This is a genomic window from Methylobacter sp. Wu1 (assembly GCF_036553575.1).
Taxonomy (GTDB): Bacteria; Pseudomonadota; Gammaproteobacteria; order Methylococcales; family Methylomonadaceae; genus Methylobacter.
Genome location: NZ_JAZHOC010000076.1, coordinates 93,871 through 113,033, shown reverse-complemented (window position 1 = coordinate 113,033; position 19,163 = coordinate 93,871). Strand labels below are relative to the sequence as shown.

16 protein-coding genes are annotated in these 19,163 nt (G+C 55.3%); 12 read left to right on the top strand and 4 right to left on the bottom strand.

Going from position 1 to position 19,163, the window contains the following annotated elements; translation table 11 throughout:
* The first annotated feature begins 11 nt into the window (after positions 1–11).
* The 10 genes from V2P20_RS18065 to V2P20_RS18020 all read left to right on the top strand — a co-directional run bounded on the left by V2P20_RS18065 (position 12) and on the right by V2P20_RS18020 (position 11,970).
* Complete coding sequence (locus V2P20_RS18065) at positions 12–3,530, top strand: EAL domain-containing protein (RefSeq protein WP_331820785.1); 3,519 nt, start codon at positions 12–14, stop codon at positions 3,528–3,530.
* 154 nt (positions 3,531–3,684) lie between these two features.
* Entirely contained in the window at positions 3,685–4,251 is a 567-nt protein-coding gene (locus V2P20_RS18060; RefSeq protein ID WP_331820783.1) for a cytochrome b/b6 domain-containing protein, read from the top strand.
* Positions 4,252–4,286: 35 nt separating this feature from the next.
* Entirely contained in the window at positions 4,287–6,221 is a 1,935-nt protein-coding gene (locus tag V2P20_RS18055) for a heavy metal translocating P-type ATPase (RefSeq protein WP_331820781.1), read from the top strand.
* A gap of 64 nt (positions 6,222–6,285) precedes the next feature.
* Positions 6,286–6,744, top strand: coding sequence for a hypothetical protein (locus V2P20_RS18050; protein ID WP_331820779.1), 459 nt, complete (start codon positions 6,286–6,288; stop codon positions 6,742–6,744).
* Positions 6,745–6,782: 38 nt separating this feature from the next.
* Positions 6,783–8,108 (top strand): sensor histidine kinase, encoded by a 1,326-nt coding sequence (locus V2P20_RS18045; RefSeq protein WP_331820777.1) that lies wholly within the window; start codon positions 6,783–6,785, stop codon positions 8,106–8,108.
* Between the two features lie 116 nt (positions 8,109–8,224).
* Positions 8,225–8,920: a VIT family protein gene (locus V2P20_RS18040; protein WP_331820775.1), complete on the top strand. Its 696-nt coding sequence runs from the start codon at positions 8,225–8,227 to the stop codon at positions 8,918–8,920.
* Complete coding sequence (locus tag V2P20_RS18035; RefSeq protein ID WP_331820773.1) at positions 8,920–9,192, top strand: GIY-YIG nuclease family protein; 273 nt, start codon at positions 8,920–8,922, stop codon at positions 9,190–9,192. The genes V2P20_RS18040 and V2P20_RS18035 overlap by 1 nt, the downstream gene beginning before the upstream one ends.
* Positions 9,189–9,917, top strand: a complete 729-nt coding sequence (truC, locus tag V2P20_RS18030; RefSeq protein ID WP_331820771.1) for a tRNA pseudouridine(65) synthase TruC — start codon at positions 9,189–9,191, stop codon at positions 9,915–9,917. Before V2P20_RS18035 ends, truC begins: the two co-directional genes overlap by 4 nt.
* 187 nt (positions 9,918–10,104) lie before the next feature.
* A complete protein-coding gene (locus tag V2P20_RS18025; RefSeq protein ID WP_331820769.1) occupies positions 10,105–11,619 on the top strand; it encodes an FAD-dependent oxidoreductase in 1,515 nt (504 codons plus the stop codon).
* Between the two features lie 18 nt (positions 11,620–11,637).
* Positions 11,638–11,970, top strand: a complete 333-nt coding sequence (locus tag V2P20_RS18020; RefSeq protein ID WP_331820767.1) for a hypothetical protein — start codon at positions 11,638–11,640, stop codon at positions 11,968–11,970.
* A gap of 382 nt (positions 11,971–12,352) precedes the next feature.
* On the opposite strand, the gene V2P20_RS18015 is transcribed toward V2P20_RS18020, so the two are convergent.
* From V2P20_RS18015 to V2P20_RS18000, 4 genes are all read right to left on the bottom strand, one after another.
* The gene (locus tag V2P20_RS18015; RefSeq protein WP_331820765.1) at positions 12,353–13,540 is read right to left on the bottom strand and encodes an efflux RND transporter periplasmic adaptor subunit; all 1,188 of its coding nucleotides are present in this window, start codon (positions 13,538–13,540) and stop codon (positions 12,353–12,355) included.
* 6 nt (positions 13,541–13,546) lie between these two features.
* On the bottom strand, positions 13,547–14,992 hold the full coding sequence (locus V2P20_RS18010) for an efflux transporter outer membrane subunit (protein ID WP_331820763.1): 1,446 nt from the start codon (positions 14,990–14,992) through the stop codon (positions 13,547–13,549).
* Positions 14,992–16,572 (bottom strand): DHA2 family efflux MFS transporter permease subunit, encoded by a 1,581-nt coding sequence (locus V2P20_RS18005; protein ID WP_331820761.1) that lies wholly within the window; start codon positions 16,570–16,572, stop codon positions 14,992–14,994. The genes V2P20_RS18010 and V2P20_RS18005 overlap by 1 nt, the downstream gene beginning before the upstream one ends.
* A gap of 132 nt (positions 16,573–16,704) precedes the next feature.
* Positions 16,705–17,037, bottom strand: coding sequence for a hypothetical protein (locus V2P20_RS18000; RefSeq protein ID WP_331820759.1), 333 nt, complete (start codon positions 17,035–17,037; stop codon positions 16,705–16,707).
* 12 nt (positions 17,038–17,049) lie between these two features.
* On the opposite strand from V2P20_RS18000, the gene norR reads away from it, so the two are divergent.
* A complete protein-coding gene (gene norR / locus V2P20_RS17995; RefSeq protein ID WP_331820757.1) occupies positions 17,050–18,582 on the top strand; it encodes a nitric oxide reductase transcriptional regulator NorR in 1,533 nt (510 codons plus the stop codon).
* 204 nt (positions 18,583–18,786) lie between these two features.
* Complete coding sequence (locus tag V2P20_RS17990; RefSeq protein WP_331820755.1) at positions 18,787–18,957, top strand: hypothetical protein; 171 nt, start codon at positions 18,787–18,789, stop codon at positions 18,955–18,957.
* The last annotated feature ends 206 nt before the right edge of the window (positions 18,958–19,163 follow it).

The following is a 19,163-nucleotide window of genomic DNA, read 5'->3' as shown; positions in this document are numbered from 1 at the left end:
GTAAAAGTGTCTTGAATGGATTATTGATTTATCGCTGGACTGATGTACTAGGGCTTGTTGCCCTGGCGCTTGTATATGCGCTGCTTGCCTTTATCGTGCTTGTTTACTTTTCTGTAAACGGCATGGTTTCCGTCATATGGCCGCCCAGCGGCCTGGCGCTTGCTACGCTGTTGATCGGCGGCAGGAAATACTGGCCCGGCATTTTTGTCGGCGCTTTCATCGGCAGCCTGATGGCGGGCAGCCCTGCCTGGGCGTCGCTGTTCATCGCGGCCGGCAATACGCTGGAGGCGTTTGTCTGTCTTTGGCTGCTGTCCCGGCCGGGCCGCTTCAATTCCGCACTGACTCATCCCCGCGATTATCTTTGGCTGATGCTGACGGCTGCTGCCGGCGCCAGCGTCAGCGCATCGACTGTCGCTACGGCTTTGCTGTTGACCGGGCTCCTGACACAGCAAACGATGATGCCGAACCTGCTTCATTGGTGGATGGGCGATATGCTTGGCATCATTCTGGCAACACCGCTGATTTTGGTATGGCGCAGAATGCCTCGCGGCTGGTTCCAGCGCCAACGCGCATTAGAAACCGCGAGTTGTTTCGGTTTGTCTTTTATCGCTGGACAGATCGTATATATGGACTGGTTTCATGACAGCCTGGGCGATTTCCCGAAAGGCTTTCTGATATTTCCCTTCATTACCTGGAGCGCTGCCCGCTTTGGCCGTCACGGCGTCTTGCTGGTCATCGGCATGACGGCGCTGCAAGCGCTGCAGGGTGCGATGAACGGCATCGGTTATTTTGCCACAGACATCGCACAAACAGGGCTGGTCAATTTATGGCTTTATCTGTTCGTGCTGACAATAGTCGGCATGACACAGGCCTTGACCATTTCCAGGAGCCGGGAAAGCGAAGCCGCGCTGCGCACCAGTGAAGAGCGCTGGAAATTTGCGCTGGAAGGCGCCGGCGATGGCGTATGGGATTGGAACTTCCAGACCGGCGAAGTCTTCTTCTCCGAGCGCTGCCATGAAATACTGGGATTTGCCGACAAGGAGCGACAGAGCCAATACCGCCACTGGAGATCGACCATCCATCCGGAGGACTATGCCCGCATGATGAAAGATCTGTACGCGCACCTGGACGGCATGACGCTCGCTTTCAATAACGAGCACCGCGCCCGGTATCGGGATATCGGCTGGCGGTGGCTGCTGACGCGCGGCATGGTAGTCAGCCGCGATGCCGCCGGCAAGGCGCTGCGCATGATCGGAACGCAAACCGACATTACCGAGCGCAAGCGCGTGGAAATGGGTAATCGCTCGCGCAGTCATGTGCTGGAGCTGATATCAAAAAGCCTGCCGCTGCCGGAGATACTGAGAGCCCTGGCGCTGAGCATGGAATCGCAAAACCCTGCCATTCTGTGCTCAATCATGTTGCTGGATGACGAGGGCAAGCGTCTGTTGACGGGCGCCGCACCCAGCCTGCCGGATTTCTATAATGCCGCCATTCATGGCCTGCCCATCGGCATGGGCGTAGGTTCTTGCGGCACTGCGGCCTTTACGGGCCGGAATGTCATTGTCGAGGATATTGCCTCGCATCCCTACTGGCAGCCGATTAAGAAACTGGCCGCCAGAGCCAACCTGCACGCCTGCTGGACGGTTCCCATCAAGGCCGCTGACGGCAAGGTGCTCGGCACCTTCGCCATTTACCATCATGTAGTCAAAGCACCGGCTGCCGGAGAAATCGACCTGATTGAGCAGTCTGCCAAGCTGGCGGGCATTGCGATCGAGAGACAACTGGCCAGCGATGCGCTACGCGAAAGCTCGCAATATTTGCGCACAATCATCGAAACTTCGCCTGAGTGCGTGAAGATCATAGACTGCGATGGCATACTGCTGTCCATGAATGCAGCCGGCCTTAAAATGATCGAGTCAGACGATGAGGCCGACGTCATCGGCCAGAACTTCTATTCTGTCATTGCCCCCGAGCATCTGGATGCCTTTCAGGAGTTAAACGAGCAAGTCTGCCAGGGACAAAAAGGCACGCTTGAATTCGAGATCATCGGCCTGCACGGCACGCGCCGCTGGATGGAAACCCATGCCGTGCCTTTTTCAGGCAAACCGGGCGATAAACTGGTCCAACTGTCGATTACCCGCGATATCACTAAAAGAAAAGAGGCTGAAGCATTGATCTGGCAGCAAGCCAATTTCGATACGCTGACGGGTCTGCCAAACCGGCGCATGTTGCAGGATCGCCTGGAACAGGCATGCAAGAAATCCCGCCGTACGTGCCGGCCTCTGGCCGTGATATTCCTTGATCTCGACCGCTTCAAGGAAGTCAATGACGCGCTGGGGCACGACATGGGCGACATCCTGCTGATCGATGCGGCACAGCGTCTGCATCACTGCGTGCGTGAAACCGATACCGTGGCGCGTCTGGGCGGCGATGAATTCACCATCATTCTGAGTGAACTGGATGATGCCGGCGTCATCGAACGTGTCGTGCACACGATTCTCAAGAAACTGGCTGAGCCGTTTCAGCTGAGAGATGAAGTGGCTTATGTGTCGGCCAGCATCGGCATCACCCTTTATCCGATCGATGGCGCCAGTTGCGATACGTTGCTCAAGAATGCCGACCAGGCCATGTATGCCTCCAAAAATCAGGGCCGCAATCGCTACAACTATTTCATTCCGTCCATGCAGGAGGCCGCGCAAAACCGCATGCGCTTGGCCAACGATTTGCGCGGCGCACTCGACGCCGGCCAGTTCAGTCTGGTTTACCAACCCATTGTCGAACTGGCGACCGGCGTTATCCATAAGGCCGAAGCGCTAATTCGCTGGCAGCATCCGACCCGCGGCATGGTCAGTCCGGCCGAATTCATCACGATCGCCGAAGAAACCGGCCTGATTATCGACATCGGCGATTGGGTCTTCCGCGAGACCGTCCGCCAAGTCAAGCACTGGCGAGAACGGCACCACCCGGACTTCCAGGTCAGCATCAACAAATCGCCCATTCAGTTCCATAATGAAACCAACAACCATGCCGCCTGGTTCGATTATCTGCAACAACAGGGACTGCCTGGACAATGCGTCGTTATCGAGATCACTGAAGGCTTATTGCTGGATGCGAGCACGGCCATCACCGATCAATTGCTCGATTTCCGCGATGCCGGCGTGCAAGTCGCCCTGGACGATTTCGGCACCGGTTACTCGTCGCTGTCCTACCTGAAAAAATTCGACATCGACTACCTCAAGATCGACCGGGCCTTTGTCAGCAACCTGGCGCCCGGCTCCGAAGACATGGCGCTCTGCGAAGCCATTATCGTCATGGCGCACAAACTCGGCATCAAGGTGGTCGCAGAAGGCGTGGAAACGGCCCAGCAGCGCGACCTGCTAACCTGCGTCGGCTGCGACTTTGGGCAAGGTTACCTGTTCTCAAAACCCTTGCCGGCCGAAGCATTTGAACGCTTGCTCAATGACCAGAATGCAGTTCAGATGATGAATCTGCATGATGAGACCGGAAGAACCACAAAGATGTACATTTAAAGGGCATGTCAACCACTTCTGTGGGCAACTTCAATAAAAAATGCTTATAAATTGTCTTGCCTCAATATTTTCGAGGCTCACTGAGGACAGAATTCATTTTTATTTCATGCGGCTTTGATACAGTAATATCTGTCTATACTTAAGGAGTAGCACTATGAACTCGCAAGAACGGGTTAAGGTTTGGGATCTGCCTTTAAGAGTTTTCCACTGGCTGTTGGTAGCGGCTTTTTTTGCCGCCTATCTGACAGAGGATGATTTCCTGACCCCGCATGTCTGGGCCGGCTATCTGGTTTCCGGGCTGCTGATTTTCAGATTGGTTTGGGGATTTATCGGCAATCAATACGCCAGGTTTTCGAATTTTCTGTGCAGTCCCGGTCAGTCGATCAGCTATCTCAAAGACATGATAGCATTGAAATCCAGACGCTACCTGGGCCATAATCCGGCCGGAGCCGCCATGATCGTGCTTTTGCTGGTCAGTTTGCTGTTGACCGTTATCTCGGGTTTTGCGGTTTACGGAGCCGATCAGGGAGCAGGTCCTCTGGCCGGAATCGTCGACTCCCGCCATGAAAAATTGTGGGAAGAAGTTCATGAATTTTTCGCCAACTTCGCGCTGTTGCTGGTTGTTGTGCATATTGTGGGTGTCGCTGTCGGAAGCTATATCCACCGTGAAAGCCTGGTAAAAGCGATGATTCATGGCTATAAGCGTCTATCAGATAAATAACCGAGGACATTGATCTTCACTCATAAACTTAAAAAATGGCCCATACCCAACAAGCAACCTCAAGATCGGAAACCCTCATTTCCGTTTTGAGCCTGCTCGGCATCGGCGCTTACCTGGTAATGCGCTATGCGCTCGATACAGGCCATAAAATTTATACGCTGTCGGGCAATGTCTCACTGACTGCGCCGGATGCAGGCATTTACTCTGGGCAGTTCGGTTTTCGCATCTCACTGGCAGAACTGCCGCTGATCGCCGTCCTGGTTCTGGGCGGCGTGCCGCTGCTTTACCAGTTGCTCGCCAAGCTGTTGCAGCGCGATCTGGGCGCCGACCTGCTGGCCGGCATGTCCATTGTCACGGCCGTCCTGCTGCATGAATATCTGGCCGGCAGCCTGGTCGTGCTAATGCTGGCCGGCGGCGCGGTGCTGGAATCCTACGCGGTCCGCCGGGCCTCTTCAGTGCTGGAAGCGCTGGCCAGGCGCATGCCGTCCGTCGCACACCGCAAATCAGCCGATACGCTCATCGACATTACTACCGAGCAAGTCGTTATCGGCGATACTTTATTGATTCTGCCGCATGAGATCTGTCCGGTCGACGGCACAGTGCTGGAAGGCGCCGGCACGATGGATGAATCCTATCTGACCGGCGAGCCGTACATGATGTCGAAAGTCCGCGGCTCGCAAGTGCTGTCCGGGGCCGTCAACGGCGATACGGCATTGACCATTCGCGCCGACAAGCTTGCCGTCGATTCACGTTATGCCAAGATCATGGAAGTCATGCGTTCATCCGAGCAGCATCGCCCCAAGCTCAGACGCCTGGGCGATCAACTGGGCGCGGTTTACATGCCGGTGGCGGTTGCCATCGCCCTGTTTGCCTGGCTGGCCAGCGGCGAGGTGATCCGTTTTCTGGCCGTGCTGGTCATCGCCACCCCCTGCCCTTTGCTGATCGGCATTCCGGTAACGATCATCAGCTCCATTTCACTGGCGGCGCGGCGCGAGATTATCATCAAGAATCCGGCCATTCTGGAGACTATAGGCACTTGCCGCACGGCGATTTTCGACAAAACCGGCACGCTGACCTACGGCCGCCCGGCGCTGACCGCCCTGCTTCCCGGCAATGGTCATCATGAGCGCGACGTACTGATCCTGGTCGCCAGCCTGGAGCGCTACTCCAAGCATCCTTTATCGGGCGCCATCATCAAAGCCGCCGAAGAATCCGCTTTGCCCTTATTAAAGGTCACCAATATCACGGAACTGCCCGGCGAGGGCTTAAAAGGTGACGTGGGAGGCAAGCGGGTCCAGATCACCAGCCGCCAGAAATTTCTTGCCCTTCAGCCGGCAGCGGAATTGCCGCCCGTCGGCGGCGGCCTGGAATGCGTCGTATTGATCGATGACGCTTACGCCGCCACGCTGCAGTTTCGCGATGAAGTGCGCGCTGACAGCTCATCCTTTATCACTCACCTGCGGCCAAGCCATCTATTTGATCGGGTCATGCTGGTCTCGGGCGACCGCGAATCGGAAGTCCGCTATCTGGCCGAGCAGGTCGGGATTGAACATGTTTACTTCGGGCAGAGTCCAACTCAGAAGCTGGACATTGTGCGCCGGGAAACCGAAGCGGCGAAAACCGTTTTCCTGGGCGACGGCATCAACGATGCGCCCGCACTGACTGCTGCGACCATAGGCATCGCCTTCGGCCAGAACAGCGATATTACCGGCGAATCCGCCGATGCCGTGATCATGGACAGTTCGCTGCTGAAAGTCGACGAGCTTTTTCATATCGGCGAACGCATGCGCGCTATCGCGCTGCAAAGCGCAATAGGTGGCATGTCGCTTAGCATAATCGGTATGATAGCGGCCGGAATGGGCTATCTGACTCCAGTCGCGGGCGCCATCACCCAGGAGATTATTGATGTCATTGCAGTATTGAATGCGTTACGGGCGGCGATACCGCCGAAAACGCTTTCCGATTTTTAATACGGCGAATTTGTCGAATTTACCGGAAAGAATACCGTTAATTTTTATGAGATTGGGCTGAAAAATGATAACGACCATTTTATCCTCTGAAACCTCGCACGCTCGGCAACAGCACGTTAACCGCCTGCATGCGGGCCGTCATATCTATTTGCCGGGCATTTTCCAGTGCTTGCGGAAACTGCTGTTGCTCAGCGTTTTTTCCGTTCTGATGTGTGAAAGCTGCATGGCCATGAGCGCCTCCGTGAACGATCATGACCAGGCTAAAAAGCTGCTTGATGACGGTATCGTGCAGCCGCTGGAAAGCATTCTGAACTTGTATACGGAACAATATCCTGGGCCGGTTATGGATATCAAATTAGAAACGAAAAATAAGCTGATATTCTATAAAATAGACATCACTGACAGAGACGGTATCGTTCAGACATTGACTGTCAACGCGCAATCCGGCCAATTACTGCAATCCGACCCATTAATATTAGCGAGAAAAAAGGGCTCCAAGAAAAATGCAACCGCTACAAATTGAAAATAAGTGGAATTGACTAAATTGAAGGAACAATTTGCATGAAATCATTGCAACAACGCCTCAGCGTTGCTTTAGTGATTAGTTTAATCATTATATTTCCAACTTTATGGTGGCTGACCGACAGCACCATGCAGGATATAGCCGAAAAATATGTGATGTCGCATCTGGCGCAGGAAGCCGAAAGCGTATTGGCTGCAACTCAGGTTGATAAAGATGAAAAAATCACGCTGAATACGAAGCAAATCAATCCTGTCTACCTGCAGCCCTTTTCAGGGCGATATTATCAGCTGCGCAGCAATGATGACCTAATACGCTCGCGTTCGCTGTGGGATAAGGAATTAATTATTCCGGACCTGAGCGAAGGCGAAAAGCGCCGGCTTTATCTATCCGGACCGCAGCAGCAATCCCTGCTGGTCATGGCCTACGGTTACAATAAACATGACCGGACCATTACCGTTGCAGTCGCTGAAGACCTGTCGCCGACACTGGCATTCATCAAGCCTTTCCAATCCCGGTTCATGCTGATAGCACTGGCTATGTTGCTGCTGCTTATAGCTATGCAGATCATTATCCTTAATCACATGTTCCAACCTTTAAAACGCATAAAAAAGCAGATCAGTGCGCTGGATCAGGGCGAAATAGACCGGTTCGATACTGATGTGCCCAAGGAAGTATCACCACTGGTCGAAGTAACCAATCAGTTGCTGGATGTGTTGGATCAGCACCCCGAAATGCACCCGCGCGATAATCCTGAAGCGCTGAAACACGTAACAAAACGTCCTCTAGCCGAGCTGCAGCAATTGCCGGCCCAAGAGACCGTACAGCCCGATCCCGCAATTAATCATCCATTGCCGACGCAATATGTAAACGCGGAGCGCATGCTTGAGACAATTTCCCAGGTCCCCGCGAATCCATCGGTTATAGAATGCGATATTGAGCAGGAAATATTGACGCTGATCAGCGTCCTGGAAAGCATGTATCAGGAAAAGAATCTGGACATCACCTTTATCATGCCGCAAACCGACGTTTTGCTAATAGATGGTGAAAACCTGCTTGAACTGTCTGGCAACCTGCTCAAAAATGCGTGCAAATGGGCCCAGTCCAAAGTTTTGCTGAGCGTTGAAATCGACGAGTCCATTCATTTAAGGATTGAAGATGACGGGCCGGGCATTTCCGAAACCGGCCTGATCGATCTTGCCCAGCAGAACATTGTGCTGGATCAAGCCACAAGCGGTTATCTCCTGGGCCTGACTACGGCGCGACTGATCGCTCAACAGCATAGCGGCCAGCTGAAACTCAGCCAGTCCAATGATCTGGGCGGCTATTGTGTGGAAGTCGTCTTGCCGCTGGCTTCGACGTTATGACCATAAATCACGAAGTTTTGTAGGTACGCATCGCGTACCTTTACAGAGCCATGAGCCGGCACTTCTGAAAGCTGCGCCGCCACGATGAACCGATCTCCTTTATTTAAGGACAGCCCATGCCCCGCCATCATCCCGAAACCCATCGCACCCATCGCATAGGCTGGCTGCGCGCGGCCGTTTTAGGCGCCAACGACGGCATCGTATCCACCGCGAGCTTAATCGCCGGCTTTGCTGCTTCCAACGCAGCCCTTAACGAAATCATATTGGCCGGTGTGGCGGGGCTGGTAGCCGGCGCCATGTCGATGGCCGCGGGAGAATACGTATCGGTCAGTTCCCAGGCCGATACCGAACAGGCCGATCTGGCCCGAGAACTCAGGGAACTCGATGAAAATGAACCCTATGAGAAAAATGAACTGGCGGCCATTTATATCCAACGCGGCCTGGAACCAAGCCTGGCCGAGCAGGTTGCTGAACAGCTGATGCAACACGATGCCCTGGAAGCGCATGCCCGCGATGAGCTGGGCATCTCGTCGACGGTGTCCGCCCGCCCGATTCAGGCCGCGTTGACGTCGGCCGCCACATTTGCCGTCGGCGCGCTCATGCCTTTATTGGTTATACTGATCGCCCCTGCCGCCTATTTGTTGGCATCGGTGATTACGTCATCGCTGCTATGCCTCGCCTTGCTCGGCATGCTTGCAGCCTACACCGGCGGCGCAAGCCGGCTCAAAGGCGCCTGGCGCGTCACGTTCTGGGGCGCGCTAGCCATGGGTTTGACGGCCGCTGTCGGTTCTGTCTTCGGCACTGCCGTCTGATGCGCTGGTCCGTTTATATCATCCGTTGCACCGATGATTCGCTCTACACGGGCATTACCAATGACGTCCACAGGCGCTTTCATGAGCATACCAGCGGACTGGGCGCCAAGTATTTTCGCGGACGCCAGCCCAAAGAGCTGGTTTATGTCGAAACCGGCCACGACCGCAGCTCCGCCAGCAAACGCGAATTCGCCATCAAAAAACTGCCCCGCCCCGATAAATTACAGTTGATCTCCTCAGACTTGAACCGAATAATCGATTTTATCTTATGAAAATTCTTTATCAGGATGACTATTACGTCGCCGTCAATAAACCGGCCGGTCTGCTCGTGCACCGTTCCGAAATCGACCGGCATGAAACCCGGTTTGCCGTGCAAATGCTGCGTGACCAGCTCGGCCGCCGCGTGTTTCCGGTGCACCGGCTCGATAAACCGACCGCCGGGGTACTATTGTTCGCATTGAGACCCGAAGCGGCCAGACGCATGATGGCTGCATTCATGAGCGATAGCATCAGGAAAACCTATCTGGCCGTCGTGCGCGGACATACCTCTGAAATGGCCACCATCGATTATCCCCTGAAGGAAGAACTGGACAAAATGACCGATGCCAAAGCCGACCCGAACAAGCAGGCGCAACCTGCCGTGACCCATTACCGGCGCCTGGCGACAGTCGAGTTGCCCCACGCGGTAGGGCGCTACCCGAGCTGCCGCTATTCCCTGCTCCGACTATCGCCCGAAACCGGGCGCAAGCATCAGATCAGGCGGCACATGAAGCATATTTTCCACCCCATCGTCGGCGACACCACGCACGGCGACGGCCGACACAACGATTTTTTCAGGACGCATTTCGACTGCCGTCAACTGCTTCTGGCGGCGACCGGCCTGGCGTTCGCCCATCCCTATTCCGGCCGGCCAGTGGACATTACAGCTCCGCTTGATCAGGTTTACAGCCGTGTCATAACGGAACTGGGCTGGGAAAATTTACCCGGCCAGTTTTAGATGTAAGGCACGCATTGCGTATCTTTTAGAATCTGCCCAAGTACTGCGCTCATAGAAAGGTACGCAATGCCGTGCCCTACGATTAATTTGACCGATCTACTTCCTCTGATTTTTATCATATACAGCACTTTTTTAACCGGTAAACTTCAGTAAATTTTCCCTGATTTGTTCATGGACAGAGGTATTTATGAAGAAGACTTCCCTTTGGAAAGACGATGCCGAAGCCAGCCGTTACAGTTCTCTACAGGAAGATTTAAACGTAGATGTCGCCATTGTCGGCGGCGGCATTACCGGCATAACTGCTGCTTACTTATTGGCGAATGCGGGCAAAAGCGTCGCCGTGCTTGAGGCGCGGGATATCGGCGGCAGCACGACCGGTTTTTCTACCGGCAATCTCTACGCCACTGTTGGAGAAATGTTGAAAAAACTCCAGCTCAAGTTCGATACGGAAACGATTCAGGCCGTGGCCGCCTCACGGGCCGCCGCCGTCCAACAGATAGAAAATATCATTCATGGCTTCTCTCTTGAATGCGACTTTCACAGGCGGCCCTGGCGTCTATTATCGGAAACCGGGAATAGCGATAAACTTGTCGAAAAAGAATATAAAGCCTGTCTCGATGCGGGTCTGGATGCTTATCTGGACAGCGCAGCCCCTTTGCCTTTCATTATCAGCAAAGCCCTTCGTGTCGAGGGTCAGGCGCAATTCAATCCCATGCAGTATGTAAAAGCACTGGCCGCACATATTCACGGGACAGGCTGCACACTATTCGAAAATACCCCGGTCACTCGCATTACAGAGGGCTCCCCGAACATTCTGCATACAGAAAACGGCACCGTGACGGCAGGTAAAATCATCCATGCCACGCACTCCCCCAAAGGCGTCTTCGCCATTCATGCTCTGCTGGGGCCTTACAGGGAATACGCGATTGCCGTCAAACTGAACTCAAGCAGCTATCCTGAAGGCATTTTCTGGGTCAGAAGCGATTCCAATCACTATTCCATACGCTCGTACACCAGCAGAAACGGTGAAAACTATCTGCTTGTTCTGGGCGAATCGCATAAAGTCGGCCACAAGAAAAACAATGAAGTCTGTTATCAGAGCCTGGAAGCCTATGCCAGAGACCGCTTCGATGTGAAGTCCGTCGACTACCGCTGGAGCGCGCAGAGCTATAAATCGGCCGACGGCTTGCCTTACATAGGCGCCACTAACGATAAAGCCAATGTTTACATTGCCACGGGCTTTGCCGCGGACGGGCTGACGTATGGCACGCTGGGCGCCATGATCATCAGCGACCTGATTCTGGGCATCGAAAACCCTTGGTCCAAGCTTTACGATCCCCGCCGGCACAATCCGCTCAAATCGGCGGGCCGCTTCATAAAAGAGAGCATCCACGTGTTCATGGATTACATGAAAGATATCCCTTATAAAGCTGAAGTTGAGCGGCTTTCCGGCATATTGCCCGATGAAGGCAAAACGATCGATATAAAAGGCGAAAAATTTGCCGTCTACCGGGATGAAGCCGGCGAACTGCACCAGGTTTCAGCCGTTTGCACGCATATGAAATGCATCGTCAACTGGAACGAAGAAGAAAAAAGCTGGGATTGTCCCTGCCACGGCAGCCGTTTTACGATTGATGGCCAGGTGATCGAAGGACCCGCTATAGTGAATTTGCCGAAAAAAAAAGCCAACAACCAGCACTGATTTTGGGAGAGCCAGGCAATGATTATTGCAGCCATCGTCTTATTTTCACTTGCAGCTCTACTCGGCATTTTTCTGTTGACCTTCGTGCTGAGAGGGAAAGAAACGCCCAAAGCCGTAACGTTCATACACGGGCCTTTGGCCGCCGCAGGGCTTGTGTTGCTTATCGTCTATGCCTTTCAATACAGCCCGGCGCCCACCGCAAGCCTGATTTTGTTCATTATCGCGGCGCTCGGCGGATTCGTCCTGATAGCCCGCGACCTAACTACCAGTTCCATGCCTAAATGGTTAGCCCTGCTTCATGGGCTGATTGCTGTGGCCGGCTTTATTTTGCTGTTGAAATTTGCGTTTTGATAGCGATATCTGAGCTAAATGGCTGCGCTCCCTATAGCGGGGCGGGGCTTGTAGCCCCGCCCTAACGTTTCTACGATACTTGCTAAACAACTGCAGTTAATCATCGCCAAACATTCCGAACGGGACAACATGTCCCGTCCAGCTATAGAGCAGGCTGGGGAGCCAGGAGAAGGGCGGGATTTGCAATCCCGTCCCTAACGTTTTGCGGTATTTGAGCTAAATGGCTGCGCTTAACCATCGCCAAACGTTCCGGACGGGACAACATGCCCCGTCCAACTGCGACTGCAATCTGCTGCAAGACATCAAGGCGACTGCCAACAGTAGGCGCTTCGCCTAAAGCGCCTACTGTTGGCAGGCGAAGTCGCCCCCGCAATGCGGCTCTTTATTGCAGGGCTTTAATCTGACTGCCCGGCACGCTGTTCTCTTCGATGATCCGCTTTATCAACGACTCCACGCCATCCAGCTCATTATCGTAAATGCTGGTCCGGTAAGCATCTCCAGCCGTACTGGCCGAAGATGTCAACAATGGCTCGCCCGTTTCGCTGATATTGACGCGCGTCAGCGTGGACAGGCCCGGCTGCAGGGGATTTTCCTTCAGATCCTTGGGGTCCAGCCCGATGCGCACCGGCAGGCGTTCTGCAATATGGATGAAGTTGCCGGTAGCGTTATCGGTGGGCAACAGCGCAAACGTACTGCCGGTGCCGGGGTTGAGCCCTTCTACCCTGCCGTGGTAGATCAGGTCCTTGCCGTAGGCGTCAACCCTGATTTCAGCCGACTGCCCAGGGCGAATGCCTGCGATCTGCGTCTCCAGAAAATTGGCATCGATCCACAGGTCGTCCAGCGGCACGATCGCAAGCAGCACAGCGCCAGCCTTGACGTTGTCGCCGACCTGGACGCGGCGCTTGGCGACATAGCCTGACACCGGCGCGACTACGTTGCGGCGGTGATAATCCAGAAAGGCGCGCCGCACATGGCTCTTGGCTTTTTCAACAGCCGGATGGCGCTCGACCGGCACGCCCTTGACCTGGGCTTCGACACCGGCTTTTTCGGCCCGGGCCTCCTGGATCGCGGCCTCCAGTTCGCGAATCTTGTCCTGCGCGTTTTGCACTTGCTGGTCTGAAACCGCGCCGTCCTGCGCGGCGGCGATAAAGCGCTTGAGATCGTGCCGTACCTGGTTCAACGTGGCCTGCCGGGCGATGATGCGCTGGCTCAGCGTATCGATTTTCGCCGTCAGCGTGATGATGTCGCGCACAGTCTCGCCCAGTTCGGCCTGCGCCAGCTGCAGAGCGATTTGGGCAATATTGCCGTCGAGCCGGACCAATACGTCGCCTTTTTTCACAGCCTGCGTGTTTTCGGCCAGAATCTCGACGACCGTCCCCTCCGTCTGCGCCTTCAGCGTGACCAGATGCCCGGTGACGAAAGCATCGTCGGTGGATACCCAATTCCGGCTGGCATACCAGTAATAGCCGAAATAAGCGACGCTCGCCAGCAAGACGATCAGCGTCACCGTTTTCAGGCGCCGGCTACGCGCACGCATGATTTCTTTGGGGCGGATGATGTTATTGCCCATATTTAATTAATGCTCCTTATCATTGGAATAGCCGCCCCCCAATGCCTTGATGACCTGAACGGCGGCCTTGAAATGCTCGCCTTCCAGCACGGCTAATCGATAGCGTTGCTCATATTCGACGGCGCTCGCTTCCAGCAATTCGCTGCGATTGTTGAGCCCGGTGCGGTTCAAGGTCTCTGCAAGGCGGCTGGTTCCGGCGATGGCGTCCACGGTCTGGCGCTGTTCGGTCAGGCGCGTGTCGATGTCGCGCCAGCGGGTCAGGGAATCGGCGACTTCCTGAACGGCGTGAAGCAGGCTGTTGTTGTACCGCTCCACGGCGGCATCGTAGGCTGCTTCCTTATAACTCAGATTGGCGCGCAGCCGACCGCCTTCAAATATCGGCAAATCGATAGACGGACCGACTGCATAGGCAAGGCTGGAGCCCTGCAATATCACATCCGTCATGCTGACGCTGTGCAGGCCGGCAAAAGCGATCAGGTTGACATCCGGGTAAAAGGCTGTCTCGGCGACCTTGATTTCATGGGCCGCAGCTTCCGCTCTTAGCCGTGCAGCCGTGACATCAGGCCGGTGCGCCAGCAGATGCAGCGGCAAATTGCCAGGCAATGCCAGGCGCTTCGGAAAGGCGGAGCGCTCGACCGTGATGCTCCGCCCCCAGTCAGGCCCCTTGCCGGCCAGCGTGGCCAGCAGATTCTTTTGCAGCTCGACCTCGGCCCTGCTAGCGGCCTCGATTTCTCGCACCACGCCCAGCTGCGTCTGCGAGTACAGCAATGGCGTCGTAGCGGCAAGGCCTGTATCCACACGCACCTGCTCCAGCTTTGTCAGGTTTTCCCGGTAGGCCACAATCGCCTTGACCATATTCAGTTTTTCAATAGCGGCCGCCAGATCGAAATAGCTGTTCGCGACAGCCACAGACAGCACCAGCCGGGCGTCGGCCAGCTCGGCCTGGGCGGCCAAGGCCTCGCCGACGGCTGCATCCAACGCCGCCTTGTCCTGTCCCCAGAAGTCAATATGATAGCGCAGTATGAACGGGTTGATCACCAGCTTGCGGAAGTGATCACCGGCAAGCTTGGCTTCGGTGCTGTTGGCCGAGAAACGCTGGGCGGTAAAAGTGACATTGGCGTCGACAGTCGGATAAAGCTCGGCCGCCTGCGCATCAACCATGGCCTGTGACTGACGCAGGCGCGCCTCTGTGGCCTTGAAGCCCGGATTATCGGCCACGGCCGTTTCAATCAGGCGATTCAGCTCCGCATTGCCGAAAATCTGCCACCAGACCTGCTCCGGCCATTTGCCATCGGCAGGCAGCGCCCCATGCGCCTCCGATAATGTCCGCTCCATGGCCGGCATGGCGATCATCTCGGCGCGCTTGGTTTCTTCTCCAAACCAGGCGCAGCCGGACAGCGCTACCAATATGACTGTAAACGGCAAAGCGCGGATTGTATGATATTTGCTCATCACGGCTCCTCGTCGAGTAATTCCTGAGCGGTGCGCCGCAGGGCCTGTTCCCGCGTGCGCTTGGCAGGCTGCCGGGTCGGATACGCAAACCAGACCAGAATCGCCATGCCGACGAAAATGCAACCGGCAATCCAGTAGGCGTCATTGATAGCCCGGATGGCCGACTCACGCGCCGCCAGTTTTGCAAACTTGGCGAGGGCCGTAGACTCTGTAAAGCCTGCCTCGACCAGGATATCCAATGATTGGTCGTAAATCGGGTCAAAAACAGTATGCTCTTCGGCGAAGCGCGTCATATGGAACGGAGCCCGGCGGTAGAGGACAATACCGTTCAACGCGATGCCGATAGCGCCGGCCGCGATGCGCATGAGGCTGGCCAGCTCCACGGCCCGCCACTGGCGCTCTGGCGGCAATCCATGCAGCAGCAGCGCCGTCAATGGCACAAAGAAACTGCCCAGGCAGACCCCTTCCAGCAGCTTGGGCCAGAACAGCTGATCATAGGCATCGCTCACATAGAAGCAGCTCAGCCAGAAGTAAGTCGCCGCGAAGCCCAGCAAATTAAAAAAAGCCAGCAGGCGCGCATCGAAGCGCTTGACGATTTCGTGAAACACCCCGGCCACGGGCTTCGCGAAAATCGCCATAGGCAAAAATACCAGTCCTGCCAGCCAGGAGGAATAACCCAGCGCCAGCTGAAGCTGTACAATCAATAGCGACAGAAGCCCCTGAAAGCACAAAAAACCGGTGAACATGATCAGGGCGCCGATCGTAAAATTCCGGTGCGCGAACAGGGTAAGATCCAGGAAAGGATGCTTGATGCTCAATTCCCAGACTATCCAACCCATCAAGGTAATGACTATAACCGCCGTCAAGGTTGTGATATAGCTTGAATTGAACCAGTCCCAGTCATTGCCCTGATTCAGCAGAGTCTGAAAACCGCCCAGGACAACGACCAGCAGCGCAAAGCCGACCGTGTCGAAACGGCGCTGGATCGGCTTGTAGCCTCGCCGGTACAGCAGCGCGCCGACGATGCCGGCGATCGCCAGCGCAATCGGAATGTTGAACATGAACAGCCAGCGCCAGCCCAGGTTATCGGCTATCCAGCCGCCGATCGGCGGTCCGAACGTAAAAGGCGTCAATGTAAACAGGCTCCAGACACCGATTCCTATAGATTTACGCTTGTCGGGATATTCCTTTATGATCATGGACTGCCCCAGAGGCAGCGTCACTCCGCCGGAAAATCCGAGCAGAATGCGCCCGGCCAGATAAACGTATAACGATGTGGCATAGGCGCAGATAAACGAAGCCAGCGCGAAAACGATGAAGGCCGCCACGAACGGCCGGTATTCGCCGAGGCGGCGCGACAGCCAGCCGCCCACCGGGAAAGCCAGGGCCAGGCCGATCATGTAGTCGGTCTGGGTCCAGGTCGCGAAACTGGGAGGAATGCCCAACCCTCCGGCCACGCGCGGCAGCATGGCGATATAGGCGCCGGCATTGAAAATAACGACGGCATGCCCCAGACCCATGCAGAGATTGAACAAACCAAAACGCCAGCCGCGAAGCCGTTTACTGTAGATGATCGCCATGAGTGCCTGACTTACTATTCCCCTGCAGGCGCCAGCCTGCCGTTTAAAGATTTCAGATTTCTCGTCGCCCGTATCGCTGCAATTGTATCGATAAATATCGATTCGATACAACTAATGCCATGCCCAGGCTTTTTACGGCATTGCCGTCCATAAGTTATGCTGAGCATCTAAGTCCCCTTTTCTGTAAAAGGGTCCTAAGCTCATGAAATATAAATTCGGCACACGCGTTATAACGCTGACCGGATAATCCAAAGCCATATAGCACAATGCATGCCAACTCTTAAGCTGTTGTATTTGCATGATATTTTTAACAACCAAATTGAGATGATGTCTAAATGACATCACATCAACCAATACCAGCAAACGAATGCCCTCATTCATTAATAGACAAACCAGCGTAGATAAAGCTGGACATGGTGATGTCTTATTGACACACTCTGTATCAAATTGACTACTTGCCTTCATATGAATACCGCTTTGAAATTTGCCCCCTTGGACGAGGCCATCCGCGCCGTCGTCCTGAGCCTGACAGCGAATCTTTCCATGAAGGATCGCTACACCGGATTTCTGAACATCTTTGCGAAAATCACCGGCAACCATGCCTGTGCCCTGCTGCGCTATCAGGATGGCGTCCTGGTCCCGGTCGCAACCTACGGTCTGTCGCCGAAAGTGCAGGAACAGACATTCCGGCCGGAGCAGCATCCGCGGCTGGCCGCCATCATTCAATCGCGAACACCGGTCCGGTTCGCCGCCAATGACAGCAAACCCGATCCTTACGATGCGATGCTGCTGAACGATGCCGGCGGCCGGCTGGGCGTTCACGCCTGCGTCGGCTGCAGTCTTTATAACGAGAACACGCTGTTCGGCGTACTGTCAGCCGATGCCTTGGAGCCCGGCGCGTTCGATCATATCGACGACCAGGTCTTCCAGACTTTCGCCGCGCTCGCCACCGTATCATTGCGCTACGAGACCTATATCAGTACGCTGGAGCGTCTGGCCAAGCATCGGGAGCTGGTCGCCAGCGAACTGGTCAATGAGACCTTGCAGCGCAGCAACCAGGCGCTGGGAGAAAGTCCGGCCATGCAGCGTTTGAGTCGTGAAATCGATATTGTTTCCAAATCCGATCTGACGGTTCTGTTGTTGGGAGAAACTGGCGTCGGCAAGGAAGTGGTCGCCCGCGTCATTCATGCCCGCTCGCTAAGGGCCGGCCAGCCTTTGGTTTATGTGAATTGCGCAGCGCTGCCCGAGTCGCTGGCCGAGAGCGAACTGTTCGGGCACGTGCGCGGCGCCTTCAGCGGCGCCAACACCGACCGCGCCGGCAAGTTCGAACTCGCCAACGGCGGCACGCTGTTCCTGGATGAAGTCGGGGAACTGCCGCTTTCGATCCAGGCCAAGCTGCTGCGCGCGGTCCAGTTCGGGGAAATCCAGCGCCTGGGCTCGGACAAAAGCCACCGCGCCGACGTCAGGATCATTGCCGCAACCAACCGGCATCTGGCCGAGGAAGTCAAGGAAGGGCGGTTTCGGGCCGACCTCTACCACCGGCTCAGCGTCTATCCGCTGCATGTGCCGCCGTTGCGGGAGCGGGTCGACGACATCGCGCTGCTGGCCGATTACTTTCTGGCCCAGGCCCGCGCACGCCTTGGCCTGGATCATGTCCGCATGGCGCCGGCGACCATCGAATTGCTCAACACTTATCCTTGGCCCGGCAACGTCCGCGAACTAGAGCACGTCATACTGCGGGCCGTCCTGCGCGCCGCTTCGATTCAGGGACGATCGGTGGTGCTGGAACCGGCCGATCTCGATATCATGACCGAAAACGAAAAAGGTACGGACGGAACAACGGCCAAAAACGCCGAGCTATCGCTCGCTCAGGCGGTCGAGAATTTCCAGCGCGAACGCATTCTCGCCGCGCTTGCCGAAGCCGGCCAGAACTGGTCGGAAACGGCGCGCCGCCTGGGCCTGGACCGCGGCAACCTGCACCGGCTAGCCAGGCGGCTGGAGATAAAGTAATAGCGCCGTATTTACACATTGCGTACCTTTTAAAATCACTCAGATCTAAATAAAGGTACGCAATGCATACCCTACATTTAAGCTGCGGAAAAAGCTGAAGAAAAACTTCGTATTCCCCGTGCTCTTCGTGGTAAAACATTCTTAATTCAGGCGTCATACCGTCATGATTGAATCCGGTAAACCCAAATAGGAAAAAGCCCTATTATGAAGCCTTCTACCCGAGCCAGACTCAAATGCGCTGTAGTTTTGACAGTTTTTACCGTGTTGGGCGTAGGTCCCATCCCGCTTACCAGCACGCTCGGTTTGTTTCTCGTCATTTTTCTTCCCGTCTGGTTCAAAAAGCTTGTTGACGATCTTTATGCCGACAAGGAATAGCAGTGATAATTAATCATTTCAGAAAATGGCTGAAGCTGGCTTTAATCAGCAGCATTGGGGCTGGATGTTCAGTTCGGCGAAGGCGACAACCGAGCCGGAAAGATCATTCGCCGGAAAACCTGGCTTCAATCGGACGAGCGGCTTTGAATCTGTTCAATAACAGCGGGCCTAGCAAAGACAGCCTGCGCCAGCGCAAGCTCCGGGGG

Excerpts from the sequence above, each read along its gene's own strand:
- V2P20_RS18060 (WP_331820783.1), top strand. The coding sequence starts at position 3,685 with ATGAACTCGCAAGAACGGGTTAAGGTTTGGGATCTGCCTTTAAGAGTT.
- V2P20_RS18040 (WP_331820775.1), top strand. The coding sequence starts at position 8,225 with ATGCCCCGCCATCATCCCGAAACCCATCGCACCCATCGCATAGGCTGG.
- V2P20_RS18035 (WP_331820773.1), top strand. The coding sequence starts at position 8,920 with ATGCGCTGGTCCGTTTATATCATCCGTTGCACCGATGATTCGCTCTAC.
- V2P20_RS18025 (WP_331820769.1), top strand. The coding sequence starts at position 10,105 with ATGAAGAAGACTTCCCTTTGGAAAGACGATGCCGAAGCCAGCCGTTAC.
- V2P20_RS17990 (WP_331820755.1), top strand. The coding sequence starts at position 18,787 with ATGAAGCCTTCTACCCGAGCCAGACTCAAATGCGCTGTAGTTTTGACA.
- V2P20_RS18020 (WP_331820767.1), top strand. The coding sequence starts at position 11,638 with ATGATTATTGCAGCCATCGTCTTATTTTCACTTGCAGCTCTACTCGGC.
- truC (WP_331820771.1), top strand. The coding sequence starts at position 9,189 with ATGAAAATTCTTTATCAGGATGACTATTACGTCGCCGTCAATAAACCG.
- V2P20_RS18015 (WP_331820765.1), bottom strand. The coding sequence starts at position 13,540 with ATGGGCAATAACATCATCCGCCCCAAAGAAATCATGCGTGCGCGTAGC.
- V2P20_RS18045 (WP_331820777.1), top strand. The coding sequence starts at position 6,783 with ATGAAATCATTGCAACAACGCCTCAGCGTTGCTTTAGTGATTAGTTTA.
- V2P20_RS18010 (WP_331820763.1), bottom strand. The coding sequence starts at position 14,992 with ATGAGCAAATATCATACAATCCGCGCTTTGCCGTTTACAGTCATATTG.
- V2P20_RS18005 (WP_331820761.1), bottom strand. The coding sequence starts at position 16,572 with ATGGCGATCATCTACAGTAAACGGCTTCGCGGCTGGCGTTTTGGTTTG.
- V2P20_RS18055 (WP_331820781.1), top strand. The coding sequence starts at position 4,287 with ATGGCCCATACCCAACAAGCAACCTCAAGATCGGAAACCCTCATTTCC.
- V2P20_RS18050 (WP_331820779.1), top strand. The coding sequence starts at position 6,286 with ATGATAACGACCATTTTATCCTCTGAAACCTCGCACGCTCGGCAACAG.
- V2P20_RS18000 (WP_331820759.1), bottom strand. The coding sequence starts at position 17,037 with ATGAAGGCAAGTAGTCAATTTGATACAGAGTGTGTCAATAAGACATCA.